This window comes from Chryseobacterium sp. 27AL, assembly GCF_057815395.1.
Genome location: NZ_JBYRIW010000001.1, coordinates 125,725 through 145,412, shown reverse-complemented (window position 1 = coordinate 145,412; position 19,688 = coordinate 125,725). Strand labels below are relative to the sequence as shown.

The window sequence follows — 19,688 nt, the reverse complement described above, 5'->3', positions numbered from 1 at the left end:
CTTAGTAACTGATATTCATCCTTTTCTTGAATTCAGGATTGATGGTTCCTTTTAATTCTTCCCATGAAACCGGAATCGTAATATCTCCTGCTGCAAATGCCGCGATTTCATAAGGACTGTAATGGAAATACAGATTCTTCTCATCAAAATAGAAATTTTCGGTAGCCGGAACGACATCTACCAGAAGCATCTCTGAATTGTTGACCTTCCCGTTGCTGTCCGTGGTTCCGCTGTTGATCTTATTGATATTCTTCAGAAGAATCGCCTCGATCTTCGCTTTAGGCATGGAAGTGATGCCTTTCAACTCGAGCTTTTTATTGTTTTTTAAATCAAAAACTCTTTCGGAAAATCCATAATTGTCGTGAGCGCCGCCTTCGTATGACCCCCACGTATATTCAATATGCATATAATCGTTGATTCTTGATTTCAAATTCATTCCCATGTCTGAATACCATTCCTGAGAAAAATTCATATCGGAAATCCAGTCTTTTGAATCTTTTTTAACGTCGTTGAAGTATTTGTTTTTATTTTTTTCAAGTAATGCCTGAAGTCCGTTCTTCGAGAAATCCTGAATATTTTTATCTCCGAAATAAATGCTGTCCAACAATTTCTTGTCTTTAATAGACGGAAACACCAGCATTTTGGAGGAATATTTAACTATTAATGAATCGCTAAGCTTCAAAGAATCATTCACTTTTACCGAGTCTACGCTGAATGTATTGTTCTGTACAGAATCCGTTTTTACAGTATCGGTAGAATTGTTTTCAGTTTTTTTACAGGCCGATACAACAAAGAGTGTCGAAAGAGCCAGAACGGCAATCGTATTTTTCATAATTCTAATTTTCTACGTATATGCAAAAACCATTCAAAAAATGAATGGTTTTAAACTTATTTCGAAAATTTCTATCTTTTTATTTTTTCACGAGGCTGATTACCTGATTCTCATGCTTGGATGCCACACCCCAAATCTGCTTAAATGCAGGATAATATTCTTTAGGGTAGGTTGGGCTCAACACCTTCGTCGTGGAAACCACTTCTATGGTATTTCCTTTCTGCTCGGCAAAATAACTGTATTCAATTTCTTTATCATCGGTTACAATTTTTTTATTCTTAGGCATTTCTTCAATCGCATACCCTTCCGGAATTTCAAGAACGATTTTTTTAATTCTCGTAAATGGTGAGGTAAAATCGATCATGTATTTTCTTTCTTCTGTCTGATCAAATTCATTGGAATTTTTATTCAGAAACAGCATCGGATTGATGATTATTTTCTTACCGATCTTATCTATCAGGTTGTCCGAAGAAAATTTCATGGTACTTTCAAAATCTCCGTTTTCAGTAACCTTTGAATCAATATCTGTGAAATCGATTGCGAAATTGTCTTTATATTGTTTTTTGTATTTCTCGGCATTATCATCATAGCTTTCTTTAGCAAACATAGCATAGGTACCTGTATCTTTGTCAGAATAATTTCCGGATATGCTTCCGTCGCTATTGATTTTTGCCGTTGCTGTAAGATATGTGAAGCTCGTTTTCGCATTGGTAAGGGAAAGCTGCTGGACTTTATCTTTAGCAATCAGGATTCCGAACTGGTTCCAGTCTCTTGGCGGAAGCTGATCTATGGAAGACTGTTTCACAGTGGCATCATACAAATGAAAACCGTCTTTTGTCTGAACCGCTGCAATTACAAAATTCATGTTGGAAACATTGGGAGACGCAATATTGATAAGTCCGTTACTTACTGTTGAAATGGTAAGCGGATCTGCTTTAAGACCTGCCTCACGAAGCATCATCACCAGGAAAAGATTGATTTCGGCAGCATTTCCTGTTTTGGTTTCCAGCATTTTTTTGATTCCGTCTTCTACGTAGATTCCTCTGTCCTTGTTCCAGGTAAATGTATTTTTCACATAATCAAAAACTGCATTAGCTCTGTGAATTTCATTTGATATTCCGGAGATATTGGCAGGCATATTTTCTTTGGCCAGTCTGGTTTTCTTTAACTCTCCCCCAAAATCTTCATCTTCATACAAACGCTCCTTTATCTGTTCCCATGATGAGGAGTAAAGTTTCAGCTCACGGTAGTTGGTAGAATGCAGCTCTGCACTTATTTTTGTTCTGTAATTCCTGTCGTTATTAACAAACTTTTCTGTTTTAAATCCTTTTACATTCTCATATCCGAATCTGTACGTTCTGTAGTTTATTCCGTACATCATTCTTTCTTCAATTTCTCTGTATTTAGGGGTTAGAAATCCTGTATAATTGACATTGTAAGAAATATTTCCCGGGCTGTCCAAAACATATTCTGTATACAGCGAAGGAGTATCAGTTTCAATAAGAATCTCCGGTATGATGAAAAGAAACGGCGAAGTAACCTCGTACTGATATTCAATGACAGAACCATTCTTCACATTCGGGAAAGCGAACTTTGTGATGGATACGTACTTGCTTTCTTTACTTTTATATTTGGAACTTTTATCAACTTTGGTTGCTACTGAAGCTCCGTTTTCTAGATTATAAGTGAAAGCTTTCATTTTGGAGAGCGTTTCCTGATTACTTCCGTTCTGATAAAGCGGGACTTCCAGGTTCAGCCAATCTTCAGCCTTGTCCTTATCATAGATCTTTACTCTGTAAAATGCTGTTTTGATAAGATTTCCTGAATTATAATCGATGTTGAAATGTAAAGATTTATAAAGAATCTCGGCCGGTGCATTCTCATCCAGCGCTGATTTTTGTTTTGAAAGGTCGGCATCATTGAATTTTGGAGGATCAAGAAACTTATGCTTCTGGGCTTCTACAAAAAGAAAATGCATAGAGCAAAAAACGATAAATAATATTTTTTTCATGTGTTAAATCTTAGAGATTAAAATTTTTGAGTTGTCGATGTTAATAGTTTTTTTTCTGAAATTGATATAGTCGTTATATTTCTCTTTCGGGTAAAGTCCCTTATTGATTTTCATGGTTCTGCTGACTTTCACTCCTTCTCCACTTTTTACAAAACTTAGTTTATACGTTCCGAATTCAGAATTAAGCAGAACATTTTCAGGAAGTTCATCTACTTTATAATTCTGTGGCAAGGTAAAGCTGATTTCATATTCATCTTCAAAAGACTGTCTTAGCTCGAAAGGCAGTTCCCGGCTGTCCTCTTTTTTATATACATTATCAGAATAAATGGGAACCGCTCTGAAAATCATGCTGCTTCCCGCATTTTTAGAATAATTATTCGCTTTAAAATCAAGATCGTACTTGGCCACTGCATTATCCTTATCATTAAGGAAATTTTTAAGTTCGATCTTTTCGAAATGGAGAACATCCAGCATATTTTTCACGGATTCCGTTCTTTCTTTCGGAGACAGAGTGGCAAGAATAAGGTTGTTGTCGTACTGAAGTCCTGTATAAGAAAAATTACCTTCTCCCAAAATACTGTTATCTTCATTGATTTTTACTTTTAGGATCTGCTTTTCCTTGCTTTGCTCGGCAAGATAAGAAGGTGTATCAATCACTTCTATACCATCTTTTTTTACAGCAAGGACATTTCTATCTGTCGTCGTATAATTCAGGTGATTAAAAGCAATCTGCTGCGAAGTGTTTTCCAGCCAGATATTTCCTTTTTCTGTAGGAATCATGAGTATAATATGGTTACCTCCCATTTTTGGAAAATCTTTATCAAACGAAACAGGAGAAGAACCTGAATTGATTTTACAATAATAAGAAGGAATCCCAGCTTCATCCAATAAGGTTTTCATATAGGTTGACAATCCTTTACAGTCGCCGTATCCTTTCTTCTGAACTTCATCCGGAAGCATTGGCTGCCAACCGCCAATTCCCAGGGCTACGAAAATATATCTTGTTTTGCTCTGCATGTACTGATAGATTTTCTTCACCTTTTCCTCGGTGGTTCCCTGTAAATTTAAGGAGGCAACTTCAGCCTTGATGGCTGGAGTAGATACAAATACCGGTTCAAGGATATTTTTATAATACCAACTACCGAAATCTTTCCAGTCTTTGAGGGTCCCCTGCTTTCCTTCGAGGTTGAATTTGGTCAAGGCAAAGCTTACTTTCGGTAAAATTTTTACAGGCTGAGGAAGTAAAAAAGCATCGTCTATAGCAGGTACATTTTTATAAGTATATGTTTTTTCACCGGTATTTTCATTTTCAGTAACTGCTGTGTAATTGTATGGTGAAGGATAAATTTTTGATTTCAGCTCAATTCCTGATTTGTTGATGATCTTCATCTGAGCTTCTTCCAGTGAAACCTTTGTGGTAGTAAAAGGGGTGAAATCCGGTAAGAAGACCGTATTTTCATCATCAATCTGATAAGAAAATTCAACCGTATAGGGATATTGCGTGGGTGTATAAGATAATGCCATTACCCGGTTATCCGAATAAAATGTTCCCTGATTATTGTTGGCAAAGTCACCGAAATCCGATTTGGAATATGATTTTATTTTCTTTCCCGATTCATCGTAAATATTGACTTTCACATCGGAAATACTGTTTCCTTTTTGGTAGGGAATATATACCTGAGCATCTGAATCTCCATCTTTATTGAGAACCGTTTTTACGGTGTAAAGCTGATATTTAATATCATCGATCTTATTAATCTGAATGGTAGTTAGATCTTTTCTGATGACCGCGTCGGCATTTTTCTTAAGGTTTTCGGGAATTGCTGAAGCCGGAAAGTTCTGTGCACAATAAAATGATGCTACGGAAAGGGCAACGGTACAAAGTATTTTAATCATGGTTATTAAAATTTAGCAAAAATAATAAAATCTCTGCAAGACTTAAAATTAAATTTAATACATCAATTGTGAAGGAAAAAGACCTCATTTCTGAGGCCTTATATATTTGGATAATCGCTAATTATGCATCAATTTTTGCATATTTCGCATTTTTCTCGATAAACTCTCTTCTCGGCGGAACCTCATCTCCCATCAGCATAGAGAAAACACTGTCTGCTTCAACAGCGTTATCTATTGTCACCTGCTTAAGGATTCGGTGTTCAGGATTAAGTGTTGTTTCCCAAAGCTGTTCAGGATTCATCTCTCCAAGACCTTTATAACGTTGGATTTCAACACCTTTTCCATCCGGAGACATTTCCAAAGTAAACTCTTCACGTTCTTTTTCGTTGTAAGCATACTGCTTTTTGTTTCCTTTTTTCAATAAATATAAAGGTGGCTGAGCGATATAAATGTATCCGTTCTCAATCAATTCCTTCATATATCTGAAGAAGAATGTCAGGATCAATGTAGAAATGTGAGAACCATCGATATCGGCATCGGTCATAATTACGATTTTGTGATATCTCAGTTTAGACATATTCAGTGCTTTACTGTCTTCTTCCGTTCCTACAGAAACGCCAAGTGCGGTATAAATATTCTTAATCTCTTCGTTATCATACACTTTATGAAGCATTGATTTCTCCACGTTCAAAATTTTACCTCTTAACGGAAGAATCGCCTGGAAAAAACGGTCACGGCCCTGTTTTGCCGTACCCCCCGCGGAATCCCCCTCTACAAGGAATATTTCTGATTCTGCAGGATCTTTTGACGAACAGTCGGAAAGCTTACCCGGAAGTCCGGAACCGCCCATAGGAGATTTTCTCTGAACCATTTCACGGGCCTTCTTCGCAGCCTGTCTTGCTTTTGCGGCTAGAACAACCTTTTGTACAATCTGTCTGGCTTCAGTAGGGTTTTCTTCTAAAAAGTTTGTAAGCATTTCACCCACAATCTTATCAACAGCACCTGAAACTTCGGAGTTTCCTAATTTCGTTTTGGTCTGTCCTTCAAACTGAGGTTCCATTACTTTTACAGAAACTACTGCCGTTAATCCTTCACGGAAGTCATCTCCTGTAACCTCTACTTTTTCCTTTTGAGGAATACCCAGATCATCGGCATATTTTTTAAGGGTTCTCGTTAAAGCACGTCTGAAACCTGCCAGGTGAGTACCTCCTTCATGAGTATTAATATTATTAACGTAAGAGTGAAGATTTTCGGTAAATGATGTATTATAACGCATGGCTACCTCTACCGGAATATCATCCCTTTCACCCTCCATGAAGATTACATTTTCCATAATGGATTCGCGGTTTCCGTCGATATATGCAACGAATTCTTTTAATCCGCCTTCAGAATGGAAAACTTCGGATCTGAAAGAACCGTCTTCCAGCTTTTCTCTTTCATCCGTTAAAGTAATGGTAATTCCTTTGTTAAGATAAGAAAGCTCTCTTAAACGGCTTGCTAACGTATCATAATTGTAAACCAGTTCTGTGAAAATCGTATCATCCGGCTGAAAAAACTGCTTCGTTCCTCTCTGATCACTGTGCCCGATTTCTTCAACACCGGTCTGTGCTTTTCCTCTTGAATATATCTGCTGATAAACATTTCCGTCTCTGTAAACGGTGGTTACCATTTCATTGGAAAGTGCATTTACACACGACACCCCAACTCCGTGAAGACCTCCTGAAACCTTGTAAGAATCTTTGTCGAACTTACCTCCGGCCCCGATTTTTGTCATTACAACCTCAAGAGCAGATTTTTGTTCTTTTTCATGGAAGTCTACCGGAATACCTCTACCGTTATCACTTACTTCGATTCCGTTTCCTTCTTTAATGGCAACGAAGATTGTATCGCAGTATCCTGCCAAAGCCTCGTCAATAGAATTATCCACTACTTCATAAACCAAATGATGTAGACCTCTTACTCCTACATCACCAATGTACATTGAAGGACGCATACGAACGTGCTCCATCCCTTCCAATGCCTGAATACTACTAGCTGTATATTGTTTCTGACTCATATAAAATATTAAAAATCCTGCTAAATGCAAAGACCCACAAATATCGTGATTTTTTTCGAGGTATGAAAGTTAAAATATGTCAAAAACAGATCGATTTTTCCACACCAACTGATGCGATTTTAAAGTTAAAAAATACAAAGTTAAAATCTTCAATCTGAATAAGAACTGTCGTAAATCATATTGAGAAATAGCCAATTTATCCTTACATTTATTTACTTAAAAAGTTGATATTTATGGACGATTTCCTTGCAGCCCGTGCCCAAATGGCAATGTCCCTCGGTTTTCATATTATTTTTTCATGTGTCGGTATGGTGATGCCGTTTCTGATGGCGTTTGCCCACTGGAAATATTTGAAAACAAACGACGAAATTTATAAAGGTCTTACCAAAGCCTGGAGCAAAGGCGTTGCTATTCTTTTTGCCACCGGAGCTGTTTCCGGGACGATGCTTTCCTTTGAACTTGGATTGCTGTGGCCACAGTTTATGAAGCATGCCGGCCCTATCTTCGGGATGCCTTTTTCCCTGGAGGGAACTGCCTTTTTTATCGAAGCCATCGCTATCGGTTTTTTCCTCTATGGCTGGGACCGGTTTAATAAATGGTTTCATTGGTTTTGCGGTTTTCTCGTTGGTGTAAGTGGTTTGGCTTCAGGAATTTTAGTCGTTGCCGCCAACGCCTGGATGAATTCTCCGGCAGGATTTGATTATATTAACAGACAATATTTAAATATAGACCCTATCAGAGCGATGTTTAACGATGCCTGGTTTCCGCAGGCACTGCATATGACCGTTGCTGCTTTTTGCGCCACAGGATTTGCGGTTGCCGGCGTTCATGCTTATATGATTATGCGGAAAAAGAATATTGAATTTCATACCAAAGCATTTAAAATTGCTGCGGGATTCGCTTTAATCGGAGCTTTTGGAGCGCCTTTAAGTGGTGATGTTGCCGCTAAATCAGTAGCAGAACGGCAGCCGATAAAATTAGCCGCCATGGAAGCACATTTTAAAACAGAAAAAGGCGCTGCTTTTGTGATTGGAGGCATTCCTGATGAACAGAAAGGAGAGATCAAATATGCCGTAAAGATCCCTAAAGTGTTAAGCTTTTTGGTAAGCAATGATTTTAATGCTGAAGTAAAAGGATTAAATGATTTCCCAAGAGATGAATGGCCTCCGGTAATGGTTGTCCATTTTGCTTTTCAGATCATGATTTTCTTTGGAGTGATTATGATCATTATAGGGATGATTTACCTTTTTGCCGTATTTTTCAAAAAAGAATGGCTGAAAAAAAACTGGCTTCTGAAAACATTTTTAATAGCCACACCTTTCGGATATATTGCCCTGGAAGCAGGATGGACTGTCACAGAAGTGGGCAGGCAACCATGGATCATCTATGGAATTATGAGAACCGTTGATGCTGTAACTCCAATGCCCGGAATACAGTATTCATTCTATTTCTTTACTGCCGTTTTTGTTTCGTTATCTTTTGTAATCATCTTTCTTCTGACAAGACAGATAAAAATGGTTCCGAAACTTTATGACCCTACCGATCCTCAATTTAACGCTAAACAAAAGAAATTATGATATATATAGTCATAGGCTTTCTCTGGCTGTCGATCTGTCTTTATGTGATTTTAGGCGGAGCAGATTTTGGCGCCGGGATTGTCGAACTTTTTACCAGAAAAAAGAACCGCTCCAAAACGAAAGTTATCATGTACGAATCAATAGCTCCGGTCTGGGAAGCCAACCACATGTGGCTGATTATTGCTATTGTTATTCTTTTTGTAGGCTTTCCTGAAATTTATACCACGCTTTCAACGTATCTTCATATTCCTTTGGTTTTAATGCTTATCGGGATTATCGCCAGGGGAACCGCATTTACATTCAGACATTATGACGCAGTAAAGGATGAATGGCAAAAACTGTATACGCAGATCTTTTATTTTTCAAGTCTTCTGACACCGTTTTTTTTAGGATTAATTGCCGCTGCAACCATTTCACACTCTATTAATCCTGATGCTAAGGGTTTTTTAGACCTGTATATTTTCAGCTGGCTCAATTGGTTTGGAGTTGCTGTCGGGCTTTTTACCATTGCGATCTGTGCTTATCTCGCTTCTATTTTTGCCCTCAGAGAAACAGTAGACCATGCAGAATTAAGTTTAATGATTAAAAAATCAAAACAGACCATGATTTTTGTTGTGATTACCGGTGCCTTGGTATTTCTGACTGCTTACCTTTCTGATATTCCATTACTTATGTGGGTATTTTCAAAACCTCTGGGAATTATGGCTACTGTTTTTGCAACCATTTGCCTATTATTAATCCTCAGAGCCATGAACAGGCGTAAACTTCTTCCGGTAAGGGCTTTGGCCGGCTTTCAGATTATTATGATCCTGGTCGCCGCAACGTATCAACATAATCCCAATATCATTCTTTTCGGAAATGGCCAGCACCTTTCATTACTTGAACATGTTGCTGCCCCGAAAACTATTTCTGTCCTCGGTTGGGCCTTAATATTGGGATGTATCTTTATTTTACCATTTTTGTTTTATTTAATGGCATCGTTCAGCAAGCTAAGAAGATAATTTAAATAAGTAACATTATGCCAGCCTACGCAAGCAAAGAAGAACTGACCGATGCTATCAAGAAATCATACGTCTTGTATGATCAGGAATTTGACGCTATCAATGAATCTGAAAAAGATCTTCCGAAAGTGAACATCGACAAAACGCCATCACAAAATCTTTCTTATCAGATCGGATGGACAGGTTTGCTTTTAAGCTGGGAATCAGATGAATTAAAAGGGATTGATGTGAAAACGCCAACACAAGACTATAAATGGAATAATTTAAAAGGTCTTCATGAATTTTTCTACAGATCTTATGGTTCGTACAGTCTGAAAGAACAACGCGAAATATTATCTAAACAGATAACTGAAATTTTAGCATGGGTAGAAAATCTTGATGATGATGTGCTATTCCTTCCGGAAAAAAGGAAATGGGCTACCACAGCAGCAAAATGGCCTATCTGGAAATGGATTCATATTAATACGGTAGCGCCTTTCAACAGCTTCAGAACCCAGATCCGGAAATGGAAGAAAGTGTAGATTATAATTAATGATTTTCGGCGGAAGCTTCGCTTCCGCCGAAAATCTGTCATTTTTTTAGCAGGACAATTTCAACTCTTCTGTTCTTAACAAAATCTTCTTCTGTACGCTCCGGATATGCCACCGGATTAAGATGCCCGAGGCCAATTGCTTTTATTCTACCGGAACTTATCCCCCGCTTTTCAAGAAACTCCCTGATGGCATTCGCTCTTGTAAAGGAAAGATTAAATGTTTTCAGATCAAGATCTTCTCCATCAAAATTGTCGTAATCACAGCAAATATGCCCCTGTAGCTCAACTTCGAGGGATGGATTATCTTTTAATATATCAGCGAACTGAATCAAAACTTTGTTTCCTTTCGGGAACCACACGTGACGGCCGCCGATAAAATTAACATTAGGCAGACAAAAAGTTTCTCCAATTTTCATATCAGATATTTTTTTACTGAAAAAACTCGCAAATGCCCTGCCCGAAAGTCTTTCTTCTGCAGTCATAACCCGATCAACAAATATATCGACTCTTCTGTTTTTGCTGCGTAACTCTTCGGTACTGTTATCATTAACCTGCTTTTCTTTGCCCAAACCAACGACACTTTCCAAAGCAATTGTATTTCCGATTCTTGGCTGAAGGTATTTACTTACTGTGTTTGCCCGATTTTCAGACAGCTTTTTATTGTATTCCGAGCTTCCGGAAATGTCACAGTTTCCAAAAATCCTGAATTTCAGATTACTTTTCAGACTTGCTAAACTATCTAGTTTTCTTTGGGATTCTTTCGTGAGTCGATAGCTGTCATAGTCGAAATAGACAGAAGTAAGCATCTGTGATTGGATACTGATACAACAAAAAACCAGCAATACAAGAATTTTCACTTTAAAGTTTTTGAAAGAACGAGAAATATTGGATTATAGTTTATTTACATAAAAAAAATCCTGAAAAAATTCAGGATTTTTCATATTTCGTTTGTTTTTCTAAACAGCCTTGTAATTTATTAAGATTGCTAATAAACAACAATATGTGGTTTAAATGGAAACATTTTCTCTAGCCTACTTAATAGTTGTTTATCCTTTGTTTCATTAAGCCTTATAGAACTTTTTTCAACTGAACCAGGTACTTTCATCTCCTCCCTGTATTCAATCGTTAAAACAGTATCAGTCGGAGCATCTTTAGACCAACTATTAAAATCAGTTTTTGAATCTCCAGAAACCCAACCTTGTTGAGTCAAATGCCAGTAAGTATATTCTTTACTTATCATATTAATCGATATTTATTTTTACTGGATATTTAAATTCAAAAAATTAACCATGTTAAACAAAAATGCCATTTTGGCACAAAAAGATCATCCGAAGACAACTTTTATATTATTAAAAATGTTCAAAATCTTAAACCAATTTCATTAAAAGGTTTTCATCAATCTTCTCCACTTTCACTAAATTATTTTTCGTTAAAGTTTTGGAAGCTTTATCCCACTTTTTACCCGACAGCTGGCTTCTTTCTTTCACTTCGGCTAATGAAAACGGTTCTTCCTGGGAATTTAAAATTTCAAGAATAACTTTTTCATCTTCTCCAAGCTCGATCTGTGGAGTCACTTTTTCAGGCTTCATTTGCGGGAAGAACAATACTTCCTGAATCGATGCATTATTCGTTAAGAACATAATCAATCGGTCCATTCCAATTCCTAATCCTGACGTTGGCGGCATTCCGTATTCAAGGGCTCTTAAGAAATCTTCATCAATAAACTGACCTGCTTCATCATCTCCTTTTTCAGACAATTTCAACTGATCTTCAAAACGTTCTCTCTGATCGATCGGATCATTCAGCTCAGAATAAGCATTAGCTATTTCTTTACCACAAACCATTAGCTCGAAACGTTCCGTAAGGCCTTCTTTGCTTCTGTGTTTTTTGGTTAAAGGTGACATTTCAATAGGATAATCGGTAATGAATGTTGGCTGGATAAAATTACCTTCACATTTTTCACCGAAAATTTCATCGATTAATTTCCCTTTACCCATGGTTTCATTAACCTCAATTCCGATGGATTTTGCAAAATCGAATAATTCCTGTTCTGTTTTCCCTGTAATATCAAAACCGGTAAACTTCAAAATCGCATCCGTCATTGAAATTCTCTGATAAGGCGCTTTGAAATCCACTTCATATTCTCCGAAAGTTGCTTTCGTTGTTCCGTTTACCTGAACCGCACAGAATTCCAATAATTTTTCCGTGAAATCCATCATCCAGTTGTAGTCTTTATAGGCTACATAGATTTCCATGGCTGTGAATTCGGGATTGTGTGTTCTGTCCATCCCTTCATTTCTGAAGTTTTTTGAGAATTCATAAACTCCGTCAAAACCACCTACAATGAGTCTTTTGAGGTATAGCTCGTTTGCAATTCTTAAATATAATGGAATATCCAGAGCATTATGATGCGTGATAAAAGGTCTTGCAGCCGCTCCTCCCGGAATCGATTGTAAGATCGGTGTTTCCACTTCAAAATATCCTGCATCATTGAAGAATGTTCTCATGGCATTGAACAGTTTTGTTCTTTTCACAAAAACTTCTTTTATCTGAGGATTTACCGTTAAATCTACATAACGCTGTCTGTATCTCAGTTCCGGATCGTTGAAAGCATCGTGTACAACTCCATTTTCATCCGTTTTTGCCTGTGGAAGAGGTCTTAAAGATTTCGTTAAAAGGGTAAAGTTTTTTACCAACACTGTTTTTTCACCAACCTGAGTGGTGAACAGTTCGCCTTCAATACCGATAATATCTCCAATATCTAAAAGGTGCTTGTAAACTTCATTATACAAAGTCTTATCTTCACCTGTACAAATTTCATCTCTGTTGAAATACACCTGAATTCTGCCTGTAGAATCCTGCAATTCAGCGAAAGAAGCCTTCCCCTGAATTCTCCTTGACATCAGTCTTCCTGCAATCTTAACCTGTTTATTATCAGCGAAATCCTGTTTTATAGATTCTGTAGTATCTGTAATTACATATTCATCTGCAGGGAACGCATTGATTCCCATTTCAACAAGCTTGTTCAGCTTTTCTCTTCTAATGATTTCTTGTTCTGATAATTGCATTGTATTTATTTAAAATAACGTGCAAAATTAGTGATTTTTGAATTGATGGTCAACGACTTTTTACGGAAATATAATTTATTTCAGTTAAAATTTGTTCAGTTAAAAAAATTTAACCGAATTTATCAGAACCAGTCGTTGCGATTTTGTTGAGGAATGAACGTCCACGCTAACATTCTGCTTACTTTCTGCCCCTGAGCCATATCAATCGTTTTGAATTCTATTGCCTTCACTTTTTTCAGAAGGGTCGTTAACTTATATAGATTATCCTTTTTTGAAACTAAACATGTAAACCAAAGAACCTGAGAACGATACAAAAAACTTTCATGAATCATTTTTGTAATAAAAGCCAATTCGCCGCCCTCACACCAAAGTTCAGATTGCTGTCCGCTAAAATTAAGCAACGGTTTGCTGATTTTTGATTTGTTAAGATTTCGTGTTTTCCTGAGATTTCCTTTTATTGCAGACTCTTCAGAATCGTGAAAAGGCGGATTGCACATCGAAAAAGTGAAGCGATCTTCAGGTTTGATAATATTTTTAAATATAAATTCAGGTTGAAATTGCTGCTTTAAATGAATTTCAGATAACAACTCAGGATTATGATCTAAAATCTGTCGGGCGTTCTTTAAAGAATCTTCATTAATATCCGTTCCCAACATTTGCCAACCATAAGATTGATGCGCTATTAAAGGATATACAAGATTTGCTCCCACACCAATATCCAAACCCCTGATTTTTAAACCTGTCGGAATTTCTCTTTGTTGTTCAGCCAATAAATCGGCGATGTAATGAATATAATCTGCTCTGCCGGGAATTGGAGGACAAAGATTATTCTCCGGAATATCCCAGTTTTTAATATGATAAAAACTTTCTAATAAAGCTTTGTTAAGCAGTTTTACAGCTTTGGGAATGCTGAAGTTTATGGTTACCGTTTGATAAGAATTGGTAAACACATATTGTTTCAGTTCTGGCACACAAGAAATAAGCCGATCAAAATCGTAAGGATCGCGGTGCAGATTTCTTGTATGCAGACTGGATTTTTCGGCGGACATTTATTTTTTCTGTCTTAGAATATATTCCACCATTTTTTTAGCTTCATCTTTTGACACCTGAGGATGAGGAGACATGGAAACATTGCCCCAGACTCCGCTTCCGCCTTCTATGATCTTGGAAGCAAGCAGTTCAGTATCTTTATCAGAATATTTATCTGCAATTTCCTGATAAGAAGGTCCTATCATTCTTTCATTTACCGCATGACATCCCGAACAGTCAAGACTTTCGATGATCTGATCCCCGGAGAGATTGGCCTTCGCAGGCTCTGCATCAACTGTTTTTTCTGATGATGCTGTGTCAACCGGTATATTTTCTTTTTTGGAACAGGAAAACATCAGAAACCCGATAGTTCCCGCCAGCAAAAATTTTCTCATTATTTAGTAAGCGTATCTGCTTTTGCATCTTTTGCAGGAACTGATACGGCCGCATTTACATCAGCTTCCGGTGTATCTCTTGTTGTTGCGCTGGAATCCACTACTGTTGGAGCATCCGGTTCAGGCAACATGGTGTTGCTGTCTTGTAAGTCATGATTTGGCTTTTTAGAACAGTTAGCCACTAATAAACCTCCGATAAATGCGATTGCTAATACTTTTTTCATTTTTTCTCTATAAAATTATTAAGCAAAAATATAAAAAATAAAGTTTTAAAATCATGATAAATGTTCATATTAAAGATATTCTGATAAAAAAGAGCTATTGAATAAATCTTTGAGGAATGAATAAAATTTGTTAGATCAGTTAAAATAAAATTAATTTCACCGTTTTCATTTTTTGTATTGAAAAAAATATTTACATTTGTGGCATGTTTAATATCAACAACAATAAAAATTGGTGGTGGCTTTCAAACTCTTCGTCGGGTCTGAAGTTATTGTCGTGTTGGTGATTCTTATACAGCGATTATAATTATATAATAAAGACTTTGACGTATTCCGTTGAAGTCTTTTTTTGTTCCAACCCTATTAAATAAACTGTAATGTTCAGTAAAAAAATAAAAATAAAAACCGTTTCTAAAAAAACGCTCGGGGATCTTCAGACTCCGATGAATATTTATCTGCAGGTACGCGATAAATTCAGGGATACCATTCTGCTGGAAAGTTCAGATTCTAAAAATATTGACAATAATTTTTCTTTTATTGCCATTAATGCCATTGCAGGAATCGAGATTAAAAATTTAAATGAATTTGAAGTAAAAATTCCCGGACAGGAACCTTTTAAACAATCTTTACAGCAAAATATTGAAACTCTTTTCGGGGATTTCTCCGGAATTTTTGAATGTGAAAAAACACACGATCCGGTTGTTGAAACTGCCCAAAGTCTGTTTGGATACACCAGTTTTGAAGCTGTACAATTCTTTGAAAATCTGATTTTTAAACCTCAAAGTAAAGAAGTTGAGATTCCGCTGCTTCGGTACCGCCTGTATCAATATGTGATTGCCATTAATCATTACAATGATGAAATGCATATTATTGAAAACCAGATTGAAGGCATAAAGTCTGAGATTCATCTGCTGGAAAGTTTTATCAAAAATAAAAATTCAGTGATTTATCCTTTTGAAAAAAACGGTCCGGAAACTTCCAATATTATCGATGAAGAATATATTGATCTTGTAAAAACCGCCCAGAAACACTGCATGAGAGGTGATGTATTTCAGTTGGTGCTGAGCAGAAGGTTTGAACAAAAATTCAAAGGGGATGAGTTCAACGTTTACCGTGCCCTTCGGAATATTAACCCTTCGCCTTATTTATTTTTCTTTGATTACGGAAATTACAAATTATTCGGCTCCAGTCCTGAAAGTCAACTAATTATTAAAGACAACAAAGCCATTATTCATCCTATTGCAGGAACATTTAAGAGAACGGGCCACTTTGAAACCGATCTTCAATCCATTGAATCATTAAAAAATGACCCCAAAGAAAATGCAGAGCACACCATGCTTGTTGATCTTGCCAGAAATGACCTCGGAAAAATCGGGAAAAATGTAACGGTAACAAAACTCAAGGAAATACAGCTTTTCTCACATGTTATTCACATGGTAAGTGAAGTTACTGCCGATTTACCTGAAGAAACCAATCCTTTCAAAATGATGGCCGCTACCTTTCCACAAGGAACTTTAAGTGGAGCCCCGAAGCACAAAGCATTACAGCTTATTAACACTTATGAAAAAGATTCCAGAGGATACTATGGTGGATGTATCGGCTTTTTCGGGTTAAACGGGAACTGCAACCAGGCTATTATGATCCGCACATTCTTAAGCAAAAACAATACGTTGTATTACCAGGCCGGAGCAGGAATCGTCGCAAAATCTGATCCTGAAAGTGAATTGCAGGAAGTGAACAATAAGCTTAATGCATTAAAAAAAGCCGTAGAGAAAGCTGAAAAGCTGGTTGATCATTAAATATAAACTTAAAAATCAGAACAAATGAATAACAATATAAATGAAATTAAAGTTCTCGTCTTCGACAATTACGACAGCTTTACCTACAATCTTGTCCAGATTATTGAGAGAATTTTAAATACCAGAGTTGACGTGGTAAAAAATGACCAGATTACTTTGGAGGAAATCGGGAAATACGACAAAATAGTTCTTTCCCCTGGCCCCGGCATCCCTGAAGAGGCTGGAATTTTATTGGAATTAATTAAAGAATATGCTCCTACAAAAAGTATTTTGGGCGTTTGTCTCGGTCAGCAGGCTATTGCAGAAGCATTTGGAGGAAGTCTTATTAATCTGTCAGAAATCTTCCATGGAGTTGCTACTTCTGCAGAGCTGGTAAAACCAGATACAAAAATTTTCAAAGACCTTACCAGCGGACTCGAAGTAGGAAGATACCACAGTTGGGTGGTCAATCGTGAAGATTTTCCGGAAGAGCTTGAAATTACAGCCATTGACAAAGACGGTATGATCATGGCCCTGCAGCACAAAACCTATGATGTTCACGGAGTTCAGTTTCATCCGGAAAGTATTCTGACGCCCGAGGGAGAAATAATAATCCGGAATTTTCTCCTTAACTAAAATTCATTTTAAAGCTCAATCAATGAAAGAAATCCTCGAATATCTTTTCAACCATCATACATTGTCGAAGTCTCAGGCAAAAGCTATTATGATTGAAATCGCTCAGAATAAATTTAATCCGCAGGAAGTTACTGCTTTTATCAGCATTTTTCTGATGCGTAATATTACGCTGCCAGAACTGGAAGGTTTCCGTGAAGCGCTCCTTCAGATGGCCATTCCTGTAGATATTGATGCGAAAGACGCTATTGATATCGTAGGAACCGGTGGTGATGGAAAAAATACGATAAACATCTCAACATTAGCCAGTTTTGTCGTTGCCGGCGCAGGTCAGAAAGTCATAAAACATGGAAATTACGGGGCATCGACTCTTACAGGATCATCAAATGTACTGGAAGAATGTGGCTATCAATTCAAAAACAGCTCGGAAAGACTGCAGGAAGATCTTGAAAAAGCCAATATCTGCTTTTTACATGCTCCTTATTTCCACCCGGCACTGAAGTCGGTAGGATCATTGAGAAAATCCTTAGGACTAAGAACATTTTTCAACCTGCTTGGTCCGCTGGTTAATCCGGCAAAACCCCAATTTTCCATGATCGGTGTTTACAATCTTGAAATTGCACGAATTTATCAGTATCTGCTGCAAAAAAATGCCCGCGACTTTGTCATCGTTCATGGATTGGATGGGTATGATGAGATCAGTCTCACACACGACACCAAAATTATTACTAAAAATGGTGAAGAAGTGTATTCAGCTCAAGATTTAGGTTTTGAGGCGGTGACTGCTGAAAGTATAAAAGCAGGCGCAAGCATTCAGGAAACGGCAGAAATTTTCAGGAATATTCTGAGCGGAAATGGCAGTGATCAGCAGAATTCAGTAGTTCTTGTCAATGCTGCGGTTGCGCTTTTAAATACAAAGAAATTCGGTAATTATAATGAATGTCTTGCAATTGCCCGAGAAAGTCTTTACAGCGGAAAAGCTTTTCAAAGTTTCAATCTGTTAATCAATTAATTACAATATTTATTAATGATATGAACATACTTGATAAAATCATACACAGAAAAAAGGAAGAACTTGATTTTTTAAAAGCAGAAATATCCCTCCAGCAGTTGAAAGATTCCGAATATTTTGGAAGAACCCCATTTTCACTTAAGAAAACTCTTAAAAACAAAAGCGGAATTATTGCGGAATTCAAAAGACAGTCACCCTCCAAAGGCGTTATTAATGATCAGGCGAGTCCGTTGGAGGTAGCTTCGGCTTATGAAAGATCAGGGGCAAGCGGAATTTCCATTTTAACAGATAAGGATTTTTTCGGAGGAAGTTTTAAAGACATTATTCAAATCCGCGATCATATTAATATTCCGATATTGCGAAAAGATTTTATGATTGATGAATATCAGTTTTATGAAGCGAAAAGCATGGGCGCCGATGTGGTATTGCTTATTGCTGCATGTCTTTCGGTTTCTCAGGTTAGGGATTTTACAGATCTTGCACATCAGCTGAATCTTGAAGTTTTACTGGAAATTCATTCGGAAAGTGAATTAAAATATTATAACGCTGATGTTGATATGGTGGGCATCAACAACCGTAATTTAAAAAATTTTGATGTTAATCTTGATCATTCTGTTCAGCTGAAAAATCAACTTCCGGAAGAGGTTCTCTCAGTAGCAGAAAGCGGAATTTACAGTGTCGAAGATTTTAAATATCTGAAAGAAAAAGGGTTTGATGGTTTCCTGATGGGAGAATTTTTTATGAAGGATCAAAATCCGGGCAAGAAATTCAGTGAATTTATTTTAAATATAACAATGTAACAGTGAAAAAATGTAACAAAAATGGAGAGGCAAACATTACTTGGAAACGATCAGCTCAAACTCAAGGTTTGTGGTTTGATACAACTGACACAGATTCAGGAACTGGTCGCTATGAATACAGATTTTCTCGGCTTTATTTTTTATGAAAAATCACCAAGATTTATTCTAAATCATATGACTCCGGGACAAATTGCGGACATCAGACATCAGGGAAAAGTCGGTGTTTTTGTGAATGAAAGCGTAAAAAAAATAACGGATACTGCAGAAAGTGCAAAACTGAATTTTATTCAGCTCCACGGTGATGAGGAAGTAGATTTTATTTCGGAATTAAGAAAAAAATTAAATTCTCAGGTCGAAATTATTAAAGCAATAAGAATTGGGAACCAAGACGTCACTGAATTACAAAAAATCATTCATCAATATCAATTTAACATCAATTATTTCCTTTTCGATACCGATTCAATAGCATTCGGCGGAACCGGAAAAATCTTCGACTGGAACCTTTTAAACCATATTGAAATTCCTCTTTCCTATTTTCTTAGCGGAGGCATTTCATTAGAAAACATTGAAAAAATAAAGCTGTTAAAGCACACGCCATTTGCTGTAGACATCAATTCACGATTTGAGATAAAATCCGGAATCAAAGATTTAGAAAAAATTAAAACTTTAAAAAATAATATCAAATAAAAAAGAGTCCTGAAAGGACGACCTACAAAAGAATCGGATGTAAGTCCGATTTAGATTAAAGTCACAAAAAAATCACAAAACAAGTCCTGAAAGGACGACTTAAAACAGAATCGGAAGTAAATCCGATTTAAATTAAATCAACAATCATTTAAAAACACAA

General features: G+C 36.9%; 18 protein-coding genes. 8 read left to right on the top strand and 10 right to left on the bottom strand.

Annotated features, from left to right (window positions below):
* Window position 1: 1 nt before the first annotated feature.
* The 4 genes from AC3WV0_RS00665 to gyrB all read right to left on the bottom strand — a co-directional run bounded on the left by AC3WV0_RS00665 (window position 2) and on the right by gyrB (window position 6,795).
* A complete protein-coding gene (locus tag AC3WV0_RS00665; protein ID WP_488843052.1) occupies window positions 2–832 on the bottom strand; it encodes an RsiV family protein in 831 nt (276 codons plus the stop codon).
* Window positions 833–911: 79 nt separating this feature from the next.
* On the bottom strand, window positions 912–2,843 hold the full coding sequence (locus tag AC3WV0_RS00660) for a DUF3858 domain-containing protein (protein WP_488843050.1): 1,932 nt from the start codon (window positions 2,841–2,843) through the stop codon (window positions 912–914).
* A gap of 3 nt (window positions 2,844–2,846) precedes the next feature.
* Complete coding sequence (locus AC3WV0_RS00655) at window positions 2,847–4,739, bottom strand: DUF3858 domain-containing protein (protein ID WP_488843048.1); 1,893 nt, start codon at window positions 4,737–4,739, stop codon at window positions 2,847–2,849.
* Between the two features lie 121 nt (window positions 4,740–4,860).
* Window positions 4,861–6,795 carry a DNA topoisomerase (ATP-hydrolyzing) subunit B gene (gene gyrB / locus AC3WV0_RS00650; RefSeq protein ID WP_488843047.1) on the bottom strand — a complete coding sequence of 645 codons (1,935 nt, stop codon included), beginning with the start codon at window positions 6,793–6,795 and terminating at the stop codon, window positions 4,861–4,863.
* Window positions 6,796–7,028: 233 nt separating this feature from the next.
* On the opposite strand from gyrB, the gene AC3WV0_RS00645 reads away from it, so the two are divergent.
* The 3 genes from AC3WV0_RS00645 to AC3WV0_RS00635 are packed head-to-tail and all read left to right on the top strand — an operon-like array spanning window position 7,029 to window position 9,894.
* Window positions 7,029–8,372 carry a cytochrome ubiquinol oxidase subunit I gene (locus AC3WV0_RS00645; RefSeq protein WP_488843045.1) on the top strand — a complete coding sequence of 448 codons (1,344 nt, stop codon included), beginning with the start codon at window positions 7,029–7,031 and terminating at the stop codon, window positions 8,370–8,372.
* Window positions 8,369–9,373, top strand: a complete 1,005-nt coding sequence (locus tag AC3WV0_RS00640) for a cytochrome d ubiquinol oxidase subunit II (RefSeq protein ID WP_488843043.1) — start codon at window positions 8,369–8,371, stop codon at window positions 9,371–9,373. The genes AC3WV0_RS00645 and AC3WV0_RS00640 overlap by 4 nt, the downstream gene beginning before the upstream one ends.
* Before the next feature lie 17 nt (window positions 9,374–9,390).
* Window positions 9,391–9,894, top strand: coding sequence for a ClbS/DfsB family four-helix bundle protein (locus AC3WV0_RS00635; RefSeq protein ID WP_488843042.1), 504 nt, complete (start codon window positions 9,391–9,393; stop codon window positions 9,892–9,894).
* Window positions 9,895–9,943: 49 nt separating this feature from the next.
* On the opposite strand, the gene AC3WV0_RS00630 is transcribed toward AC3WV0_RS00635, so the two are convergent.
* From AC3WV0_RS00630 to AC3WV0_RS00605, 6 genes are all read right to left on the bottom strand, one after another.
* Window positions 9,944–10,762 (bottom strand): OmpA family protein, encoded by an 819-nt coding sequence (locus AC3WV0_RS00630; protein WP_488843040.1) that lies wholly within the window; start codon window positions 10,760–10,762, stop codon window positions 9,944–9,946.
* A 128-nt stretch (window positions 10,763–10,890) separates the two neighbouring features.
* A complete protein-coding gene (locus AC3WV0_RS00625; RefSeq protein ID WP_488843038.1) occupies window positions 10,891–11,145 on the bottom strand; it encodes a hypothetical protein in 255 nt (84 codons plus the stop codon).
* Window positions 11,146–11,272: 127 nt separating this feature from the next.
* On the bottom strand, window positions 11,273–12,973 hold the full coding sequence (lysS, locus tag AC3WV0_RS00620; RefSeq protein ID WP_488843036.1) for a lysine--tRNA ligase: 1,701 nt from the start codon (window positions 12,971–12,973) through the stop codon (window positions 11,273–11,275).
* A 122-nt stretch (window positions 12,974–13,095) separates the two neighbouring features.
* Window positions 13,096–14,022, bottom strand: a complete 927-nt coding sequence (gene rlmF, locus AC3WV0_RS00615; protein ID WP_488843034.1) for a 23S rRNA (adenine(1618)-N(6))-methyltransferase RlmF — start codon at window positions 14,020–14,022, stop codon at window positions 13,096–13,098.
* Entirely contained in the window at window positions 14,023–14,397 is a 375-nt protein-coding gene (locus AC3WV0_RS00610; protein ID WP_488843032.1) for a c-type cytochrome, read from the bottom strand. It abuts the gene before it with no gap.
* Window positions 14,397–14,621: a hypothetical protein gene (locus AC3WV0_RS00605; protein WP_042720120.1), complete on the bottom strand. Its 225-nt coding sequence runs from the start codon at window positions 14,619–14,621 to the stop codon at window positions 14,397–14,399. Before AC3WV0_RS00605 ends, AC3WV0_RS00610 begins: the two co-directional genes overlap by 1 nt.
* A gap of 374 nt (window positions 14,622–14,995) precedes the next feature.
* Between AC3WV0_RS00605 and AC3WV0_RS00600 the strand changes: the two genes are divergently transcribed.
* From AC3WV0_RS00600 to AC3WV0_RS00580, 5 genes are read left to right on the top strand one after another with little or no spacing between them, the layout of a single operon-like run.
* Window positions 14,996–16,417 carry an anthranilate synthase component I family protein gene (locus AC3WV0_RS00600; protein WP_488843029.1) on the top strand — a complete coding sequence of 474 codons (1,422 nt, stop codon included), beginning with the start codon at window positions 14,996–14,998 and terminating at the stop codon, window positions 16,415–16,417.
* A 45-nt stretch (window positions 16,418–16,462) separates the two neighbouring features.
* The gene (locus tag AC3WV0_RS00595) at window positions 16,463–17,032 is read left to right on the top strand and encodes an anthranilate synthase component II (protein ID WP_488844684.1); all 570 of its coding nucleotides are present in this window, start codon (window positions 16,463–16,465) and stop codon (window positions 17,030–17,032) included.
* Between the two features lie 22 nt (window positions 17,033–17,054).
* Complete coding sequence (gene trpD, locus AC3WV0_RS00590; protein WP_488843028.1) at window positions 17,055–18,041, top strand: anthranilate phosphoribosyltransferase; 987 nt, start codon at window positions 17,055–17,057, stop codon at window positions 18,039–18,041.
* Between the two features lie 20 nt (window positions 18,042–18,061).
* A complete protein-coding gene (trpC, locus tag AC3WV0_RS00585; RefSeq protein WP_488843026.1) occupies window positions 18,062–18,841 on the top strand; it encodes an indole-3-glycerol phosphate synthase TrpC in 780 nt (259 codons plus the stop codon).
* Window positions 18,842–18,862: 21 nt separating this feature from the next.
* Window positions 18,863–19,528 (top strand): phosphoribosylanthranilate isomerase, encoded by a 666-nt coding sequence (locus tag AC3WV0_RS00580; protein WP_488843024.1) that lies wholly within the window; start codon window positions 18,863–18,865, stop codon window positions 19,526–19,528.
* Window positions 19,529–19,688: the final 160 nt, after the last annotated feature.

Coding starts and splice junctions, on each gene's coding strand:
- AC3WV0_RS00665 (WP_488843052.1), bottom strand. CDS start 832: ATGAAAAATACGATTGCCGTTCTGGCTCTTTCGACACTCTTTGTTGTA.
- AC3WV0_RS00660 (WP_488843050.1), bottom strand. CDS start 2,843: ATGAAAAAAATATTATTTATCGTTTTTTGCTCTATGCATTTTCTTTTT.
- AC3WV0_RS00655 (WP_488843048.1), bottom strand. CDS start 4,739: ATGATTAAAATACTTTGTACCGTTGCCCTTTCCGTAGCATCATTTTAT.
- gyrB (WP_488843047.1), bottom strand. CDS start 6,795: ATGAGTCAGAAACAATATACAGCTAGTAGTATTCAGGCATTGGAAGGG.
- AC3WV0_RS00645 (WP_488843045.1), top strand. CDS start 7,029: ATGGACGATTTCCTTGCAGCCCGTGCCCAAATGGCAATGTCCCTCGGT.
- AC3WV0_RS00640 (WP_488843043.1), top strand. CDS start 8,369: ATGATATATATAGTCATAGGCTTTCTCTGGCTGTCGATCTGTCTTTAT.
- AC3WV0_RS00635 (WP_488843042.1), top strand. CDS start 9,391: ATGCCAGCCTACGCAAGCAAAGAAGAACTGACCGATGCTATCAAGAAA.
- AC3WV0_RS00625 (WP_488843038.1), bottom strand. CDS start 11,145: ATGATAAGTAAAGAATATACTTACTGGCATTTGACTCAACAAGGTTGG.
- lysS (WP_488843036.1), bottom strand. CDS start 12,973: ATGCAATTATCAGAACAAGAAATCATTAGAAGAGAAAAGCTGAACAAG.
- rlmF (WP_488843034.1), bottom strand. CDS start 14,022: ATGTCCGCCGAAAAATCCAGTCTGCATACAAGAAATCTGCACCGCGAT.
- AC3WV0_RS00610 (WP_488843032.1), bottom strand. CDS start 14,397: ATGAGAAAATTTTTGCTGGCGGGAACTATCGGGTTTCTGATGTTTTCC.
- AC3WV0_RS00605 (WP_042720120.1), bottom strand. CDS start 14,621: ATGAAAAAAGTATTAGCAATCGCATTTATCGGAGGTTTATTAGTGGCT.
- AC3WV0_RS00600 (WP_488843029.1), top strand. CDS start 14,996: ATGTTCAGTAAAAAAATAAAAATAAAAACCGTTTCTAAAAAAACGCTC.
- trpD (WP_488843028.1), top strand. CDS start 17,055: ATGAAAGAAATCCTCGAATATCTTTTCAACCATCATACATTGTCGAAG.
- trpC (WP_488843026.1), top strand. CDS start 18,062: ATGAACATACTTGATAAAATCATACACAGAAAAAAGGAAGAACTTGAT.
- AC3WV0_RS00580 (WP_488843024.1), top strand. CDS start 18,863: ATGGAGAGGCAAACATTACTTGGAAACGATCAGCTCAAACTCAAGGTT.